This window comes from Bradyrhizobium sp. U531 (genome assembly GCF_051710265.1).
GTDB lineage: Bacteria > Pseudomonadota > Alphaproteobacteria > Rhizobiales > Xanthobacteraceae > Bradyrhizobium.
Window position 1 is genome coordinate 442,644 of record NZ_JASVEN010000005.1, and the last position, 16,418, is coordinate 459,061.

A 16,418-nucleotide genomic window follows, 5' to 3' on the forward strand; every position below is an offset into this window, starting at 1 on the left:
GCGAACTTAGCGGCCACCCCCGCGCTGCAACAGCGGCGATTCGCTGTCCGCACCGATTATACCCGGAAAAATGAGTGGTCTCGGCGCAAACGACAAGGGGCGGAACTCGGCTGTCCCGCCCCTCGCCTATCGGCTTGAAGTTGCTGCTTAAGTGGCCGGCTTCAGCACCGGGGTCCACTTGGCGATCTCGTTCTTGACGAGGGTCGCCAGCGCCTCCGGCGTGCGCTCCGCCGGGGTCGGGATCACGCTGCCGAGCTCGAGCAGGCGCTTCTTCACGGTCTCGTCGTCGAGCGCCTTGCTGGCCGCAGCGTTCAGGCTGGCCACGATCGCAGCCGAGGTTCCCTTGGGCGCGAACATCGCATTCCAGGCCTGGGCCTGGAATTTCGGCAGGCCGGCTTCCGCCGTGGTCGGCACGTTCGGCAGCGACGGATTGCGCTCCGGCGTTGCGATCGCATAGGCCTTGATGGTGCCGGCGTTGATCTGCGGCACGGCGTTGACGATCTGGTCGCACATGTAGTCGACCTGGCCCGCCACCAGCGCGTTCATCGCAGGTCCCGTGCCGTTGAAGGGCACGCCGACCGGCTTGACGTCGAGAAGCGAGTGCAGGAGCTCGCAGGAGACGTGCGAGACCGAGCCTACGCCGGCATGCGCCGCGTTCACCTTCTCGGCGTTGGCCTTCACGTAGGCCACGAACTCGTTCAGGTCCTTCGGCGGAAAGTCCTTGCGCGCCAGGATCAGGATCGGCGTGCCCGCGAGCAGCGCGACCGGCTCGAAATCCTTCTCGGGATGGTAGGCGAGCTTGGGATAGAGCGGCACGGAAGCGGCATGGGTGCCCATGTGACCGGTGATCAGCGTGTAGCCATCATTGGCCGCGCGCGCGGCGCGCGTGGTCGCGGTGGTGCCGCCGGCGCCGACCACGTTCTCGATGATGATGCTCTGTCCGAGCGTCTGCGCCATGTGCGACGTGACGATGCGCGCGACGACGTCGGTCGGACCGCCGGCCGCGAACGGCACGATCATGGTGATGCTGCGCGTCGGATAGGCCTGGGCATTCGCCGGCGAAACAAAGGCACACAGCGATGCGAGCGCTGCTGCACATGCGCCCGAAGCGAGCGCGCGAATGGAAGTCATATCGGTCCTCCGGGACAAACAAAAATGCCGGCCCAAGGGCCGGCATTTTCATTTCACGAAGCCGTCACACAAGTCGATTCGACTTCCGAATGCGGCGCGCGGACGCAGGGCGCCGGGCGCCGCGACAACCTCAGTTCTCGGATTCGGTGAACACCTCGTCGCGCTTCGACCGCAGCGCAGGCAGCACCGTGAGCAGCAGCAGGCTCGCCGCGATCGCGAGCAGCACCGCCGACAGCGGTCGCGTCAGGAACACACTCCAGTCGCCGCGCGAGATCAAGAGCGCGCGGCGCAGGTTCTCTTCCATCAGCGGTCCGAGCACCATGCCGAGCAGCAGCGGCGCCGGCTCGAAATCGTGCTTGATCAGCCAGTAGCCGACCAGACCGAACACGCCGGCGAGGATGACGTCGACCGGTGCGTTGTTCACCGAGTAGATGCCGATCGCGCAGAAGATCACGATCGAGGGGAACATCAGCCGGTACGGCACGCGCAGCAGGCGGACCCAGATTCCGACCAGCGGCAGGTTGATGATGATCAGCATCAGATTGCCGATCCACATCGAGGCGATCATGCCCCAGACGAGGTCGGGCTGCTTCTGCATCACCTGCGGGCCCGGCACGATGCCGTGGATGGTCATCGCGCCCACCATCAGCGCCATCACCGCGTTCGGCGGGATGCCGAGCGTCAGCAGCGGGATGAAGGAGGTCTGCGCCGCAGCGTTGTTGGCGCTTTCCGGTGCCGCCACGCCTTCAATCGCGCCGCGACCGAACCGCTTCGGGTCCTTCGCCAGCTTCTTCTCGAGCGTATAGGCCGCGAACGAGGCGATGACCGCGCCGCCGCCAGGCAGGATGCCGAGGATCGAACCGAGCACGGTGCCGCGCAGGATCGCAGGCGTCGAATCCTTCAGATCTTTCCTGGTGGGCATCAGACCGGTGATCTTCTGCTGCACGAGGTCGCGATTCATCTCGGCGCCTGCGTCGAGATTGCGGATGATCTCGGCGAAGCCGAACACACCCATCGCCACCGTCGCGAAGCCGAGACCGTCGGCAAGCTCCGGGATGTTGAAGGCCATGCGCGAGGCGCCGGTCTCGATGTCCGAACCGACCATCGACAGCAACAGGCCGAACACGATCATCGCGATCGCCTTCAGCACCGAGCCCTTGGCCAGCACGACCGCGAAGATCAGGCCGAGCACCATCAGCGAGAAATATTCGGCCGGACCGAACGCCAGCGCGAGCTTCGTCAGCGGCGCGCCGAGCACGGCAATGAGCACGGTCGCGACGCAGCCTGCGAAGAACGAGCCGATCGCCGCGATCGCCAGCGCCGGGCCGGCGCGGCCCTGCTTGGCCATCTGGTGACCGTCGATGGCGGTGACGACCGATGTCGCCTCACCTGGAATATTGACCAGGATCGAGGTGGTCGAACCACCATATTGCGCGCCGTAATAGATGCCGGCGAGCATGATCAGCGCGCCGACCGGCGGCAGTCCGAAGGTGATCGGAAGCAGCATCGCGACGGTGGCGATGGTGCCGATGCCCGGGAGCACGCCGACCAGCGTGCCGACCAGCGCGCCGATCAGGCACATCAGCAGATTGATCGGGGACAGAGCGACGACGAAGCCGTGAGCGAGGTTCGCAAAAATATCCATCACGCCCTCACTGGATCAGGAAACGCGGAAACATCGGCATCGGAAGCCCGAGCACGTAGGGAAAGAGGATTGCGCAGCCGGCCGTCAGGCAGGCCCCGACGATGGCAGCTTCCAGCCAGCGTGTCTCGTGCGAGCCCGTTGCTGCGATCATGAAGCTTGCGAAGGCCGTGACCACGAGGCCGAGCGGCCGGATCGCCAGCGCGAAGAACACGATCGCGACCATCACGAACATCGGCCCGCGCCAAGCATAATGGGCCATCGCCGGCCCGTCGGTCAGAAGACCGGTCAGGGCGATGCCCGCGGACATCGCGACCAGCAGTCCGCCGAACATCCGCGGCGCGGTGCCGGCGCCGAAGGAGAAGCCGCGCATGCCCTGCAGGTCGCTGGAAGCCCACAGTGCGAACAGGGCCAGCGCCATCAGGATGATGCCGCCGACATAGTCCTGGGCCGACCTGATGGTCATGAACAGCGTGACGATCGCCACCGCAAAGAGCGGATAGGAATAGATCAGCGCCAGCAGAACCTCGGATGACGCCTTCTTGGTGTCACCGCTGGCCGCTCCGATCAGCGCGCCGGGCGCACCGGCGAGCAATGCCGTGGCATGGGCGATCACCACTGCGGCCGGGCCGCGGCCCGCGCCCCAGCCGAAAATCGTCCCGATCGACCAGATGAATTCGAAGATCTGCGGCGCTATCGCCAGCAGACAGAAGCCGAGCGCCACCGAGGTGTTTCGGGTGGCTGTCGCCGAGTGGCCCATCGTATCGGCCATGCATGTCTCCTCCGCGACCCGTAAGTCACGAGCACTGTTGTTCTAAATCGGCTGGAATTGGATCCCCCGCCCGGACATTGCCTAGCCACTTTCATCACACAATGCCAGCAAAACCAAACAGGCCTCCGGCGAGCAGGAGCCAGAGCGGATTGATGCGCGAGACCGATGCGACCACCGCAACCATGGCGGTCAGAAGCAGTGCAGCAATCGTGCGATCGGTCGACTGGGCCAGGATCAGGGCACTCGCGGCCATCAATCCGATCGAGAGCGGAACCAGTGCAGCCTGAATCAGGCCCGGCCAGCGCGATTGACTGGGCCGATTCAGGAGCCGGCTGACATAATAAGCAAGCAGCGCCGTCGGCAGGCACATCGCCAGCGTTGCCGCCAGCGCGCCGGGGATGCCGGCCACGGCATAGCCGATTAACGTCACGATAAGGACGTTCGGACCTGGCGAGAGCTGCGCGATCGCATAGGCGTCGCTGAACTGCTTGTCGGTCATCCAGTGCTGCACCTCGACCGCGATGCGGTGCATCTCGGGCACCGCCGCCGCGGCGCCTCCGACGGCGAACAGCGACATCAGCCCAAAGGTGGTGATCAGCGCCCAGATCGGGTTCTCGGCGTTCATGCTGCTACTTTCCGCCGCAGGAAATAAGTTGCGCCGATGCTCACGGGGATCGCGACCAGCAGCACCGCCGGAAGCGGCAGGCGGAGCACGCCGATGGCGAGGAAAACGCCGAGCATCAGGGTCAGCGCCAACGGATCCATCCGCTTCAACAGCGGCGTCATCATGCGGAAGACGACCGCGATCAACAGGCCAACCGCCGCGCAGGAGATGCCGGCGAGGCTGCGGCGCAGCAGATCGAGGTCGCCGAAACGGGCGTAGACGATCGCGAGCACGGTCATGATCAGCGTCGGCGGAAGCAACAGCCCGGCGAAGGCGGCAACCCCGCCGGCGATGCCGCGCAGCCTCGATCCGAACACCATCGACAGATTGACGATGTTGGGCCCCGGCAGGAAATGGCAGAGCGCAAAGGTCTCGTTGAACTCGTCCGCCGTCATCCAGCGGTGCTGCTCGACGATGGCGCGCCGGGCAAACACCAAAACCCCGCCGAAACCGGCCAGCGACATCCTGGCGAAGGCCAGAAACAGGTCCAGCAGGCCGGGCGGAGCGGCGTCGGCTGTGGGGATATCCGGCTCTTGAGCGGCCGATGCGGAATCCGGGGGCATGTCAGGAGCTTAGAACGGGGCCTGCGGTGCGGCCAAGGTCGGGCGCAGGGCCACGTCGGACCTATCCAAAGGGAACCGGGCCCTCCCCGATCGAAACCCCTGTTTTTCAAAACCTTTGCCCCCTATATTGGGGGTGCCGGTTCGCCGGCTATGGAAATAAACGGTCGTCGCAATAAACCATTCGGACCCGGGGGCGGTACCCGGCGCCTCCACCAAAGCTCATCGTTCGGCGAGCTTGGCCCACTGACAGGTGAGCTTCGGCGGGGGCGAAATAGGATCGACGAGGGCGTAAAGGGCGAACTTTTTCCCGGTATTGTTCCGCCGTTATCGGGCTATGCAATAGTTGCCAACGACAACTTTGCTCCGGTTGCTCAGGCTGCGTAACGCAGTTTGAAAGACCATTCTGAAGTCCTAACGGGTTAAGCTCCGTTAGGCGGGGTTCGGAGGCACCTGGCAACAGAAGCCTCCACTTACCTTCATTTCTTCCCAGGCGGGGACTCCTGCTCACCCGTCCGGCGCGATATCATTGCGGCTTGGCGAGTCGAGCCGGCTGGTTCGGCTTCGGGGATGCAACAGGACCACCATGGCGACCGATCATATCCGATACGATGTGCTGGCCCGCGACGCGCTGCGCGGCGTGCTGCGGAAGGTGCTGACCGATGCCGCGGCCCATGGCCTGCCGGGGGAGCACCATTTCTTCATCACCTTCGTGTCGAAGGCCGAGGGCGTGAAGCTGTCGTCGCGGCTGCTGGCGCAATATCCGGAAGAGATGACGATCATCCTGCAGCACCAGTTCTGGGACCTGACCGTGCTGGAGGACCGCTTCGAGGTCGGCCTGTCCTTCGGCGGCATCCCGGAGCGGCTGATCGTGCCGTTCAGCTCCATCAAGAGCTTCCTCGATCCGTCCGTGAAGTTCGGCCTCCAGTTCGACACCTCCGATGTCGCCGAGGTCGCGCCCGAGACGCTGCCGGCCGCTCCCGCGCCGTCGGCGGTCGCCGTGCAGACGCCTGCCGCCGAATCGGCGGAAGGTGCGGAGGAGCCGGCGGCCCCGACCAAGGGCAGCGCCGAAGTGGTACGGCTCGATCGTTTCCGCAAGAAATGATCTAGGTTGGCCTCGGAGCCGTCGCGCCCGGCCAGACTGCCTATATAGAAGAGCACATGAAGAACCGCGCGGCGTTTCGCGCGGCAGAATGGATGTGCTCATGGCCAAAGCTTCCCGCTCCAAGCCCACGAACTCGAAGACCACCCGCCCCGCGACCCGCACCGAGACCGACAGTTTCGGTCCCATCGAGGTCGCCGCCGACCGCTATTGGGGCGCGCAGACCGAACGCTCGCGCCAGAATTTCCGCATCGGCACGGATCGCATGCCGATCTCCCTCGTTCACGCGCTCGGCATCGTCAAGCTTGCCGCGGCGCAGTCCAATCTCGAACTCGGCCTGCTCGACCAGCGCCGCGCGGGCGCCATCATCCGCGCCGCGCGCGAGGTGATCGAGGGCAGACTGGACGACCATTTCCCGCTTGTCGTGTGGCAGACCGGCTCAGGCACGCAGAGCAACATGAACCTCAACGAGGTCATCGCCAACCGCGCCAACGAGCTATTGGGCGGCGAGCTCGGCACCAAGAAGCCGGTGCATCCCAACGACCACGTCAACATGAGCCAATCGTCGAACGATTCATTCCCGACCGCCATGCACATCGCGGCCGCGAGCCGCATCAATGTCGACCTCGTCCCCGCCCTCGGCGAGCTGCTGCGCGCACTGCGCAAGAAGGAGAAGGCGTTCGCAAAGATCGTCAAGATCGGCCGCACCCATACCCAAGACGCGACGCCGCTGACGCTCGGCCAGGAATTTTCCGGCTATGCGGCGCAGGTCGAGAGCGGCATCGCACGACTGAAGGTCGCGGTGAAGGATCTCTATCCGCTGGCGCAGGGCGGCACCGCCGTCGGCACCGGCCTCAACTCCAAGCCGCGCTTTGCCAAACTGTTCGCAAGGCATGCCGCCTCCATCACCAAGTTGCCCTTCACCAGCGCCGCCAACAAATTCGAAGCGCTGGCTTCCAACGATGCCTATGTGCTGGTGCATGGCGCCATCAATTCCGTCGCGACGGGCCTGTTCAAGATCGCCAACGACATCCGCCTCTTGGGCTCGGGCCCGCGGTCGGGATTGGGCGAATTGATCCTGCCGGAGAACGAGCCGGGCTCGTCGATCATGCCCGGCAAGGTCAATCCGACGCAGTGCGAGGCGATGACCATGGTGTGCTGCCAGGTGTTCGGCAATCACACCGCCATCACGGTGGCCGGCAGCCAGGGCCATTTCGAGCTCAACGTCTACAAGCCCGTGCTCGCCTACAACATGCTGCACTCGATCCGCCTGCTGGCGGACGCCGCGCGGTCCTTCACCGAGCATTGCGTCAGCGGCATCCGTGCCGACGAAAAGCGCATCGACGAGCTGATGCAGCGCTCGCTGATGCTGGTAACGGCCCTCGCCCCCAAGATCGGCTACGACAACGCCGCCAAGGTGGCCAAGACGGCCCACGCCAATGGCACCACGCTGAAGGAGGAAGCGCTGCGGCTCGGCTTCGTCTCCACCGAGGAGTTCGATCGCCTGGTGCGCCCCGAGAAGATGACCAGCCCGGGATAAAATTCCGAATTCCGATACCCATCCGTAATGATACGGACGCCGGGCGCCCCAGAAATGTGCGGCTTTGGGGGTGGGATTTGATTACCGTCAATGTTCAGGCCGGACGGCGTGCTACGCAGCCATTCTGCCTCCCGACGGGGGCCAAATTCATCGTTTGATGGCCCCAGGGGCCGATTGACGAGGACGAGCGAATGGCGATCAAGTCTTTTGGGGCGCAACGCGGCACCCTGTTTCGGAATGTTTCATCCCTCCTGACGAGGATCGGATGATGGAGACGCGGCATGGGGAACGTCATCAACCTGAATCGTTTCAGGAAGCGCGCCGAGCGGGAAACCTCGGCGAAGCAGGCGGACGCCAACCGGACGAAGTTCGGTCGCACGAAGGCGGAACGGTCGGCGGAGCAGACGCGCGCGGACAAGGCGAAAGCGCATCTGGACCAGCATCAGATCGATCCCGAGGAGCAGCCATGAAGTCGCCCGTCGTGAAACGGTCGATCGTCGTCGCCGGACACAAGACCAGCGTCAGCCTGGAAGAGGCGTTCTGGAACGGCATGAAGGAGATTTCCGGCCTGCGCAACATGACGTTGTCCGAGCTGGTCGGCGAGATCGACAACAACCGCCAGCAGGGCAATCTGTCGTCGGCGATCCGCCTTTTCGTGCTGGACTATTTCAAAAGCCGGGCCATGGCCGCCCAGCCGGACAAGATTCCGGCCCAATAGGCTCAGCCCTTGCGGGAGCGCCCTCGCCGGCGCTCCGGCACCCGCACTTTAAAATCACTCTAAGGTGCGGTTTCAACGAGCGCCCGCGCTTGACCTCAATGCCTTGCGTTGAAAATACAGGGCATGACCGACACCAATGACACGCGCCCGCACATGCCGCTGGGTCTAGCCCAGCGCGGCTATTCCGGCGTCATCCAGCACCTGTCCGCTCGCGATGCGGGCTCCGCGCTCTCGGACATCGAGCTCGAGAGCCGCCTGATCGAGCTCGGCTTCGTCGAGGGCGCCCGGGTCGAGGTCCTGCACGAGGGCCTGGTCGGGCGCGACCCGATCGCCGTGCGGGTCGACAGCATCACGATCGCGGTCCGCCGCCGCGAAGCCATGGCCATCATCGTCGCCTAAGACTGCGACCAGACGCCTCATCCCCAAGTCTCTCGCCAAGCCCTCTGCCAGGCCGTTGATCACATGGAATTACCCCTGCTGCATCTCGCCCTGGTCGGCACGCCAAACAGCGGCAAGACCTCGCTGTTCAACGCCCTGACCGGCAGCCGGCAGAAGGTCGCGAACTATCCCGGCGTCACCGTCGAGCGCAAGGAAGGCTTCTTCGTCACCCCCCAGGGGCGCCAGGTCTCCGTGGTCGACCTGCCCGGCACCTATTCATTGCGCGGCCGCAGCCCGGACGAGGAGATCACCCGCGACTTCGTGCTCGGCAAGGCCTCCGGCGAGACCGTGCCGGATCTCGTGCTGTGCGTGGCCGATTCCACCAATCTGCGCCTCACCATCCGCCTGCTGCTCGAGCTCAAGCGCACGGGACGGCCGATGGTGCTCGTGCTCAACATGTTCGACATCGCCGCCCGGCGCGGCATCACGGTCGACGTCGAGCGGCTCGCCAAGGAGCTCGGCCTGCCCGTGGTCACCTCGATCGCGGTGCGCAAGGGCGGCACCGCCGACCTGTTGAAACTGACCGACGAGATCTCGGCCAGGCTCGCCGCCGAGGCGGAGGCGAACAGCTGGCGCGCGCTCAGCGTCGCCGAGTTGCGCGCGACCCAGCGCGAGGCCGACCGCATCATCGCCGATTGCGTCAGCCTGCCGGCTCGGCCCGACACCTGGACCGCGCGGATCGACGCCGTGGTGCTGCATCCCGTCGGCGGTCTCGTCGTGCTGGCGCTGATCCTGTTCGTGATGTTCCAGGCGGTGTTCGCCTGGGCGCAGCCGGCCATGGACCTGCTCAAATCCGGCTTCGACGCGCTCGGGGAGCTGGTGCAGACCACCCTTCCCGACGGCTTGTTGCAGAGCTTCCTGCAGAACGGCGTGATCTCCGGCGTCGGCAGCGTCATCGTGTTCCTGCCGCAGATCATCCTCATCTTCCTGTTCATCCTGCTGCTGGAAGATTTCGGCTACATGGCGCGCGCCGCGTTCCTGATGGACCGCATCATGGGCGGCGCCGGCTTGCACGGCAGGGCCTTCATTCCGCTTCTGTCGAGCTTTGCCTGCGCCATTCCCGGCATCATGGCGACGCGCGTCATCGACAACAAGCGCGACCGGCTGACCACGATCCTGATCGCGCCGCTGATGACCTGCTCGGCGCGCATTCCGGTCTACACGTTGATCATCTCCGCCTTCATTCCAGCCAAGGACATCTGGGGCTTCATCAATCTGCAGGGCCTCGTGATGTTCGGCCTCTACGTCACCGGCATCGCCAGCGCGCTTCTCGTCTCGTTCCTGATCAAGTTCTTCATGCTGCGCGACTATGCGCCGGCGCCGTTCATGCTGGAGCTGCCGGATTACAAGGTGCCGCAGCTCAAATCGATCCTGATCGGCATCTACACCCGCGCCAAGATGTTCCTGGTGCGCGCCGGCACCACGATCTTCTCGATGATGGTGCTGATCTGGTTCCTGGCCTCGTTCCCGCAGCCGCCCGCGGGCGCGACCGAGCCCGCGATCGACTTCAGCCTGGCTGCGATCATCGGCAAGGCGCTCGAGCCGCTGCTCGCGCCGGTCGGCTTCAACTGGCAGATCGCGGTGGCGCTGATCCCGGGCATGGCGGCCCGAGAGGTCGCGGTCGCAGCGCTCGGCACCGTCTATGCGATCGAAGGCGGCAAGGAAGCGGCCGAGCAGATCGGCCAGGTGCTGGCGACGAAATGGTCGCTGGCGACCGCGCTGTCGATGCTGGCCTGGTACATCTTCGCTCCGCAATGCGCATCCACGCTGGCCGTGATCCGGCGCGAGACCGGCAGCTGGACCTGGATGGCGGTAACCTTCTTCTACATGCTGGTGCTGGCCTACGCCGCGAGCTTCCTGACCTACAACGTCGCGGTCGCGTTCGGGGCCGGCTAAGGCCCCTCAGAACAAAAAGTGCGAAAACAACCCCATGCACAGTAGACGGGGGTCGTGAAATCAATGGGTTACCGAAGCTCGAAATCATCCGGGCTACGAACTCCGCCTGGTTGCTCCGTCGGGCAAAACAGGGGCATGATGTCGTGATGGACCTGCAGCGATAGCAGCATGAACGACGACGTTCCGCGGACGCGACGATCTGATCCCGTGGACCACTTCAGCACCAACAGGCTGACCGCCGAGCGGCTGCGCGAGGACCATCTCGCCGACCTCGTCGCGCTGCATCTGGATCCCGAGACGTCGCGCTACCTCGGCGGCGTTCGCTCGGCGGAGACGACGGAAAGATATCTCGTCACCAACATGGCCCATTGGGACCAGCATGGCTTCGGCCTCTGGGTGCTGCGAACGCAAGACGGAGCGTTTGTGGGACGCGCGGGCATCCGGCACGTTCTCGTCCACGACGTCGACGAGATCGAGATCCTCTACGCGTACAAGCGCGAATTCTGGGGCCAGGGATTCGCAAGCGAGATCGCAACCGCGATGACGGACATCGGACTGTCACACTTCGGGCTGCCGTCTCTCATCGGCATCGTGAATGTCCGCAACGGTGCATCCCGCCGCGTTCTGGAAAAGTCGAGCTATCTGCTCGAGCGGAGCATGAACAGCCGCGGCGAGGACGTGGTGATCTACCGCATTCGGCGGTGAGAGACGATCCGCCGCTCAGGGAGCGGTGCGAGAGACAGCACCACGGAATGCCGATGATCACAGCAACGTGCGCGATGAGCGATCGTGCGTAGCGATCAGTTCGTTCCTGGCGATCGTCCGAGCCGCGCGGGTCCTGCCACTTACCGCTGACAGGCGACGACTGGCGCCGGTCCATCGCCGAAACGGCTTGTGTTAGATTCTGAACCGACAGCCCGGACTTCCGGGCGCAGTCTGGCAGCACAAATGCCCCTGCGTTCGACGCGCCGCAAAGGAGCGCCAGGGGCTGCCCGGGATGCCCGCGCATAGGGGCTCAAGCGGAACTCAATCCTTCTCCGCGAGTTCCTTAAGAGAAACATTTTTCGGTCCTGATTCAGCGATCCGTCGAAGGGTCGCTCAGGACATATCGCGGAATTCCAGGACATCGCGAGGGGGATCATGACTGGTCGGTCCAATGCCGGGGCTAGCAGCGAGTTGAGGGATTTGCCGAGAATTTCGACGGGCAGCGAAGGCCTGGACGACATCCTGGGCGGCGGTTTCGACGCCAACCGGATGTACCTCTACGAGGGACGGCCCGGGACCGGAAAGACGACGATCGCCCTGCAGTTCCTGCTTCGAGGCGTGCGCGATGGCGAACGCGTGCTCTATGTCTCGCTCTCCGAAACCAAGCGAGAGCTGAACCTGGTCGCGCATCGGCACGGCTGGTCGCTGGAGGGCGTCGACATCTTCGAGCTGGTGCCGCCGGAGACGACGCTCGATCCCGACCGCGAGCTAACCGTGTTTCATCCGGCCGAGGTGGAGCTGAGCGAGACCACCAACCTGATCTTCAAGGAGGTCGAGCGGATCAACCCCACGCGCGTGGTGCTCGACAGCCTGTCCGAACTGCGCCTGCTGGCGCAGAATCCTCTGCGCTACAGACGCCAGGTTCTGGCCTTGAAGCACTTCTTCACCAATCGCAACTGCACCGTCGTGCTGCTCGACGATCTCTCGTCGTCCCAGGACGACCTGCAACTGCATTCGATCGCCCACGGCGTCGTCATGCTCGAGCAGCTCGCGCTCGACTACGGGGCCGAGCGGCGGCGGATTCGCGTGATCAAGATGCGCGGCATCCGGTTTCGCGGCGGCTATCACGACTTTACGATCGCGGAAGGGGGCTTGCGCATCTTCCCCCGGCTGGTCGCGGCCGAACATCACAAGGCGTTCCCCGGCCAATCCATGTCCAGCGGAAATTCCGAGCTCGACCAGCTGCTGGGAGGCGGACTCGAGCGCGGTACCAACGCGCTTCTGCTGGGATCCGCCGGCGTCGGCAAATCGTCCCTCGCGCTGTGCTATGCCATCGCCGCGGCCGAGCGTGGCGAGCACGCCGTGTTCTTCGCGTTCGACGAAGGCCGCGGAACGATCGAAGCGCGCGCCCGGACGCTCGGCCTGCCCCTGCAGAAACATCTCGATTCCGGAAAGATCCGGTTTCAGCAAATCGATCCCGCCGAATTGTCGCCCGGCGAGTTCGCGGCGAACCTGCGTCGGAGCGTCGAGGTCGAGAACGCCCGCGTCGTCATCATCGACAGCCTGAACGGCTATCTGAACGCCATGCCGGATGAGCGCTTTCTCATCCTGCAGATGCACGAGCTTCTGAGCTATCTCGCCCAGCAGGGTGTGCTCACCATCCTGATCCTCGCGCAGCACGGACTGGTTGGCCCGATGGATACGCCCATCGACCTCAGCTATTTGAGCGATGCGGTGGTGATGCTGCGCTATTTCGAGTTCGGCGGGACGGTGCGACGCGCCCTGTCCGTCGTCAAGAAGCGCAGCGGCAACCACGAGAACACCATCCGCGAATTCCGGCTCGGCCGCACCGGCCTCAGGCTCGGTCCGCCCCTTCAGGAGTTCAGCGGCATCTTTTCCGGCAATCCCCGTTACAACGGGGCGGCACTCCCGGAAGGACCGATGGAATGAGGGCGGACGGGGATAGCCGCGTTCTCATATTCGCTCCGATCGGACGTGATGGAGCGGCATCAGCCGAGCTCTTCCGCAGCTCCGACCTGGATGCGGTCAATTGCCGAAGCCTGCCCGAGCTCATCAGCGAGATGACGGCCGGCGTGGGTACCGTCTTTCTCGCCGAGGAAGGATTGTTCGGAAAGGACACGGCGCCGCTGGCCCAATGGATCGCGGCCCAACCGCCATGGTCGGACCTGCCTTTCGTCGTTCTCACCAGCCATCGCGAGCAGCCGGCGGTCGTTGCGTGGCGACGCAGCATCGTGGAGCTTCTCCGCAACGTTTCGCTGCTCGAACGGCCGGTTCAGCCGATAACGCTGACCAGCGCGGTTCAGTCCGCCATCAGGGCGCGGCGGCGACAGTACGAGATCCGGGCCCTGCTCCGGGCGCGCGAGCAGACTGCGCAGGAGCTCGAGAAGCTGGTGGTCGAGCGAACACGCGAGCTGAAGGAGGCCAACGAGCAACTGCGTCTCGAAATGAGCGAGCGAGCCCGGGTCGAAGAGACTCTCCGCCAGGCGCAGAAGATCGAAGCGATCGGCCAGCTCACCGGCGGCGTCGCGCACGACTTCAACAATCTGCTGATGGTGATTTCTGGCGGCCTCGACATGCTCGACCGCCAGACGGATCCCAACCGGCGCCGGCGTCTGATGGACGGAATGATCCAGGCCGCGCAGCGCGGCGCCAGCTTGACCAAGCAGCTGCTGGCATTCTCGCGCCGCCAGACGCTGCGCCCGGAGCCCGTCGACGTCGCCATGCAGATCGGCGGCATGCGCGAGCTGCTCGATCGCAGCCTGCGGGGCGACGTGCATGTCGAATTCGACTTCCCGGATGCGCTCTGGCCGGTGGAGGTCGATCCCGGGGAGCTCGAGCTGGTTATCCTCAACCTGGCCGTCAACGCCCGCGATGCGATGCCCAACGGCGGCACCATCCTGGTCCGCGGCGAGAACCTGCCCGGGCTGAGTGACGGGGAGATCGCCGGCGACTACGTTCGGCTGTCCGTCGTCGATACCGGCGTCGGCATGCCGCCGGAGATCCTGTCGCGGGTTTTCGAGCCGTTCTTCACGACGAAGGACGTCGGCAAGGGATCTGGCCTGGGCCTTGCGCAAGTCCACGGCTTCGCGACCCAGTCACGCGGGACGGTCCGCATCAAATCGCAGGTCGACCAGGGCACCAGCATCGAGCTTTACTTGCCGCGCTCGCTGAATTTGGCCTCCAAGCAGCGGCACTTGATCGATTTCAACAGGGCGGTGCGACCGAAGCAGAGCGGACAAGGCCAGGTCCTCCTGGTCGAGGACGACGACGAGGTCGCCACGCTCGTGGGGGAGATGCTCGGTCAGCTCGGCTACGAAGTCACGCGGGCCGCCAGCGCGGCAGCAGCCCTCGGCGCCCTGGCGGACGGCCGCTCGGTCGACCTCATCTTTTCGGACATCATGATGCCGGGCGGCATGAACGGCGTGGAGCTCGCACGGGAGATCAGACGGCGGCGCAGCAACATCCCGGTGCTGCTGACCAGCGGATATGCCGAGGCCGCGATCCACGAAGCCGAAACGGCAGGCATCCAGATATTGGCCAAGCCCTATCACATCGACGAGCTCGCCGCGGCGCTGAATGCCGCGAAGTCGACCTTTCGACTTGAGACCGAATCCAAGCGCTCAGGCTCCTTCCTGAACTCGTGAGAGGTCCGCTTGCGAAAGGCGTGTGTCGCGCTTAGCGGAAATATCCCATCACGAGATCGACGTCCGCGCTGCGGGCGACTGCACCGGTCAGCTCGGCGTCGATGACGCGGCGGCAGGCTTCGATCGCGGCGTGGTCGCCGAGATCGTTGGCGGCCTCGAGCACGAGCCAGGCCGCGTCCACCGAGGCCTTGTCCGGTGCTCCACCGCCGAGATCGGCGGAGGCGGCGCTGTTGAGGTTCTTCTTGCGAACGGCGGAGCCGAATTGAGGCAACATTGCAGATACTCTCCTGTCCTCAATGGACCTGAAGTTCGGGCTGACGGCCCGCATCGACACCCGCGCTATTCTTGCGCGACTGGTAGAACTTCAGAACGCTGCGCGAGGTCTCGATCTTGAGCCGGCCGAAATCGCGCTCGTTGTCGTGGAGCTCGCGCGCGGTGATCAGATGATCCTTGGCGCCGAGGAACAATAACGACATGGTCGTGTCCCAGGAGAAGTCGAGCGCCTTGCACAGCACCAGGATCATCTCGCGGTTGCGGTCCATCATCGCGCGCTCGATCACGTCGACCGGCAGCGACGACAGCAGCGACAGGCCGATCTGCACCTCGTCGAAGCGGTGCTGGCGCGCATAGTTCGAGATCGAATCCTGATTGAGGTTGCCCTGCCGGTACTGCGTCGTTACCACGCGTTTGGCGACGAAATAGCTGCGCGAGGACGGGCCGAACTTGGACTGGAGATCGCCGGTGACCTCGGTCACCGAGCTCTGGATCTGCGCCATCATCTCCGGCCGCTCGGTCTCGAGGCGGCGTCGGACGTCTTCCGACGCCTTCGAGATCAACTGCTGGAAGATGTGGCGCGGCACGTCCTTGCGGAGGCCAAGCTGCTCGGCGAGGATCGAATCGCCCTCGGCGCGGCGGACCATGTGCAACAGGCCCGAACCGGAGAAGCGCGCGCCCTCGTTCTTCGCAACCGACGTCACGACCTCCTGATCGCCGCGCTTGACCAGCACGTCCGTCACGGCCTCGCCGATCGACTGACGCTGGGAGATCGCGAGTAGGTGCGACTGCCCTTTGGTCAGGGCGCTCTCGACCAGCATCTTCTCGTCGATGCGACTGGAGTTGCGCAGCACGGGGCCGGCGACCTCGATCGCGTCGTCGAGCGCGAGCTTCTCGATGACGTTGAGCGGGGCATGATCGCACGCCGACATGACGTCCGAAAGCTGCGCGCGCGCGGCGACCTCGATCTCCTCGGCGAGCCGGCCGATCACCTCGCCGAACATGCTGATCTCGTCGTCACTATAACGGCCGGTGATCAGAATGTCGGTCGCATGCCACAACGCCTTCGACCGGCTTTCGTCGGTGCCGCGCGCGATCGCGTCGTCCAGATCTTGCAGAAGCGATTTCGCCCCGTTCATCTCGATCACCCCAGTTCTTGGCGAGCTATTCTTGGCGAGCCGTCCCGCCGCTCGTGGCGGGACTTTCGAAGTCCTCTGGGAACCGAAGCTAGAGATCAAACGCGAGAATTCGGTAAAATCGGCAAATCAGTTTTGCCGGGCAAAATTCATTCAAATGCGAGGGAATGAGTTAA

The 16,418-nt window shown here is 64.6% G+C and carries 16 protein-coding genes and 1 other RNA gene; 10 read left to right on the forward strand and 7 right to left on the reverse strand.

Annotation, left to right across the window (positions count from 1 at the left end; genetic code table 11):
- Positions 1-147: 147 nt before the first annotated feature.
- The 5 genes from QRQ56_RS24470 to QRQ56_RS24490 form a co-directional block, all read right to left on the reverse strand.
- Complete coding sequence (locus QRQ56_RS24470; RefSeq protein ID WP_438743561.1) at positions 148-1,131, reverse strand: tripartite tricarboxylate transporter substrate binding protein BugD; 984 nt, start codon at positions 1,129-1,131, stop codon at positions 148-150.
- A 130-nt stretch (positions 1,132-1,261) separates the two neighbouring features.
- Positions 1,262-2,776, reverse strand: coding sequence for a tripartite tricarboxylate transporter permease (locus QRQ56_RS24475; RefSeq protein ID WP_438743562.1), 1,515 nt, complete (start codon positions 2,774-2,776; stop codon positions 1,262-1,264).
- Between the two features lie 7 nt (positions 2,777-2,783).
- Positions 2,784-3,545, reverse strand: coding sequence for a tripartite tricarboxylate transporter TctB family protein (locus tag QRQ56_RS24480; protein ID WP_438743563.1), 762 nt, complete (start codon positions 3,543-3,545; stop codon positions 2,784-2,786).
- Positions 3,546-3,639: 94 nt separating this feature from the next.
- On the reverse strand, positions 3,640-4,170 hold the full coding sequence (locus tag QRQ56_RS24485; RefSeq protein ID WP_438743565.1) for a chromate transporter: 531 nt from the start codon (positions 4,168-4,170) through the stop codon (positions 3,640-3,642).
- Positions 4,167-4,772 (reverse strand): chromate transporter, encoded by a 606-nt coding sequence (locus QRQ56_RS24490; RefSeq protein ID WP_438743566.1) that lies wholly within the window; start codon positions 4,770-4,772, stop codon positions 4,167-4,169. The genes QRQ56_RS24485 and QRQ56_RS24490 overlap by 4 nt, the downstream gene beginning before the upstream one ends.
- A 96-nt stretch (positions 4,773-4,868) precedes the next feature.
- Between QRQ56_RS24490 and ssrA the strand changes: the two genes are divergently transcribed.
- From ssrA to QRQ56_RS24540, 10 genes are all read left to right on the forward strand, one after another.
- Positions 4,869-5,243: a transfer-messenger RNA gene (gene ssrA / locus QRQ56_RS24495) on the forward strand.
- Positions 5,244-5,355: 112 nt separating this feature from the next.
- Positions 5,356-5,874: an SspB family protein gene (locus tag QRQ56_RS24500; RefSeq protein WP_438743567.1), complete on the forward strand. Its 519-nt coding sequence runs from the start codon at positions 5,356-5,358 to the stop codon at positions 5,872-5,874.
- Positions 5,875-5,962: 88 nt separating this feature from the next.
- Positions 5,963-7,411, forward strand: a complete 1,449-nt coding sequence (fumC, locus tag QRQ56_RS24505; protein WP_438743568.1) for a class II fumarate hydratase — start codon at positions 5,963-5,965, stop codon at positions 7,409-7,411.
- Between the two features lie 281 nt (positions 7,412-7,692).
- Entirely contained in the window at positions 7,693-7,881 is a 189-nt protein-coding gene (locus QRQ56_RS24510; protein ID WP_438743569.1) for a DUF4169 family protein, read from the forward strand.
- Entirely contained in the window at positions 7,878-8,129 is a 252-nt protein-coding gene (locus tag QRQ56_RS24515) for a ribbon-helix-helix domain-containing protein (protein WP_212080678.1), read from the forward strand. Before QRQ56_RS24510 ends, QRQ56_RS24515 begins: the two co-directional genes overlap by 4 nt.
- A gap of 123 nt (positions 8,130-8,252) precedes the next feature.
- The gene (locus QRQ56_RS24520; RefSeq protein WP_438743571.1) at positions 8,253-8,528 is read left to right on the forward strand and encodes a FeoA family protein; all 276 of its coding nucleotides are present in this window, start codon (positions 8,253-8,255) and stop codon (positions 8,526-8,528) included.
- 63 nt (positions 8,529-8,591) lie between these two features.
- The gene (gene feoB / locus QRQ56_RS24525) at positions 8,592-10,463 is read left to right on the forward strand and encodes a ferrous iron transporter B (protein ID WP_438743572.1); all 1,872 of its coding nucleotides are present in this window, start codon (positions 8,592-8,594) and stop codon (positions 10,461-10,463) included.
- A gap of 207 nt (positions 10,464-10,670) precedes the next feature.
- Positions 10,671-11,168, forward strand: a complete 498-nt coding sequence (locus QRQ56_RS24530; protein WP_438743741.1) for a GNAT family N-acetyltransferase — start codon at positions 10,671-10,673, stop codon at positions 11,166-11,168.
- A 435-nt stretch (positions 11,169-11,603) separates the two neighbouring features.
- Positions 11,604-13,118, forward strand: a complete 1,515-nt coding sequence (locus tag QRQ56_RS24535; protein ID WP_438743573.1) for an ATPase domain-containing protein — start codon at positions 11,604-11,606, stop codon at positions 13,116-13,118.
- The gene (locus QRQ56_RS24540) at positions 13,115-14,833 is read left to right on the forward strand and encodes an ATP-binding protein (RefSeq protein WP_438743574.1); all 1,719 of its coding nucleotides are present in this window, start codon (positions 13,115-13,117) and stop codon (positions 14,831-14,833) included. The genes QRQ56_RS24535 and QRQ56_RS24540 overlap by 4 nt, the downstream gene beginning before the upstream one ends.
- A gap of 31 nt (positions 14,834-14,864) precedes the next feature.
- Here the strand turns inward: QRQ56_RS24540 and QRQ56_RS24545 are convergent, their stop codons facing one another.
- Both QRQ56_RS24545 and QRQ56_RS24550 read right to left on the reverse strand, forming a co-directional pair.
- Positions 14,865-15,107: a hypothetical protein gene (locus tag QRQ56_RS24545; protein WP_438743576.1), complete on the reverse strand. Its 243-nt coding sequence runs from the start codon at positions 15,105-15,107 to the stop codon at positions 14,865-14,867.
- Positions 15,108-15,126: 19 nt separating this feature from the next.
- Positions 15,127-16,245 (reverse strand): DUF2336 domain-containing protein, encoded by a 1,119-nt coding sequence (locus tag QRQ56_RS24550; protein WP_438743577.1) that lies wholly within the window; start codon positions 16,243-16,245, stop codon positions 15,127-15,129.
- Positions 16,246-16,418: the final 173 nt, after the last annotated feature.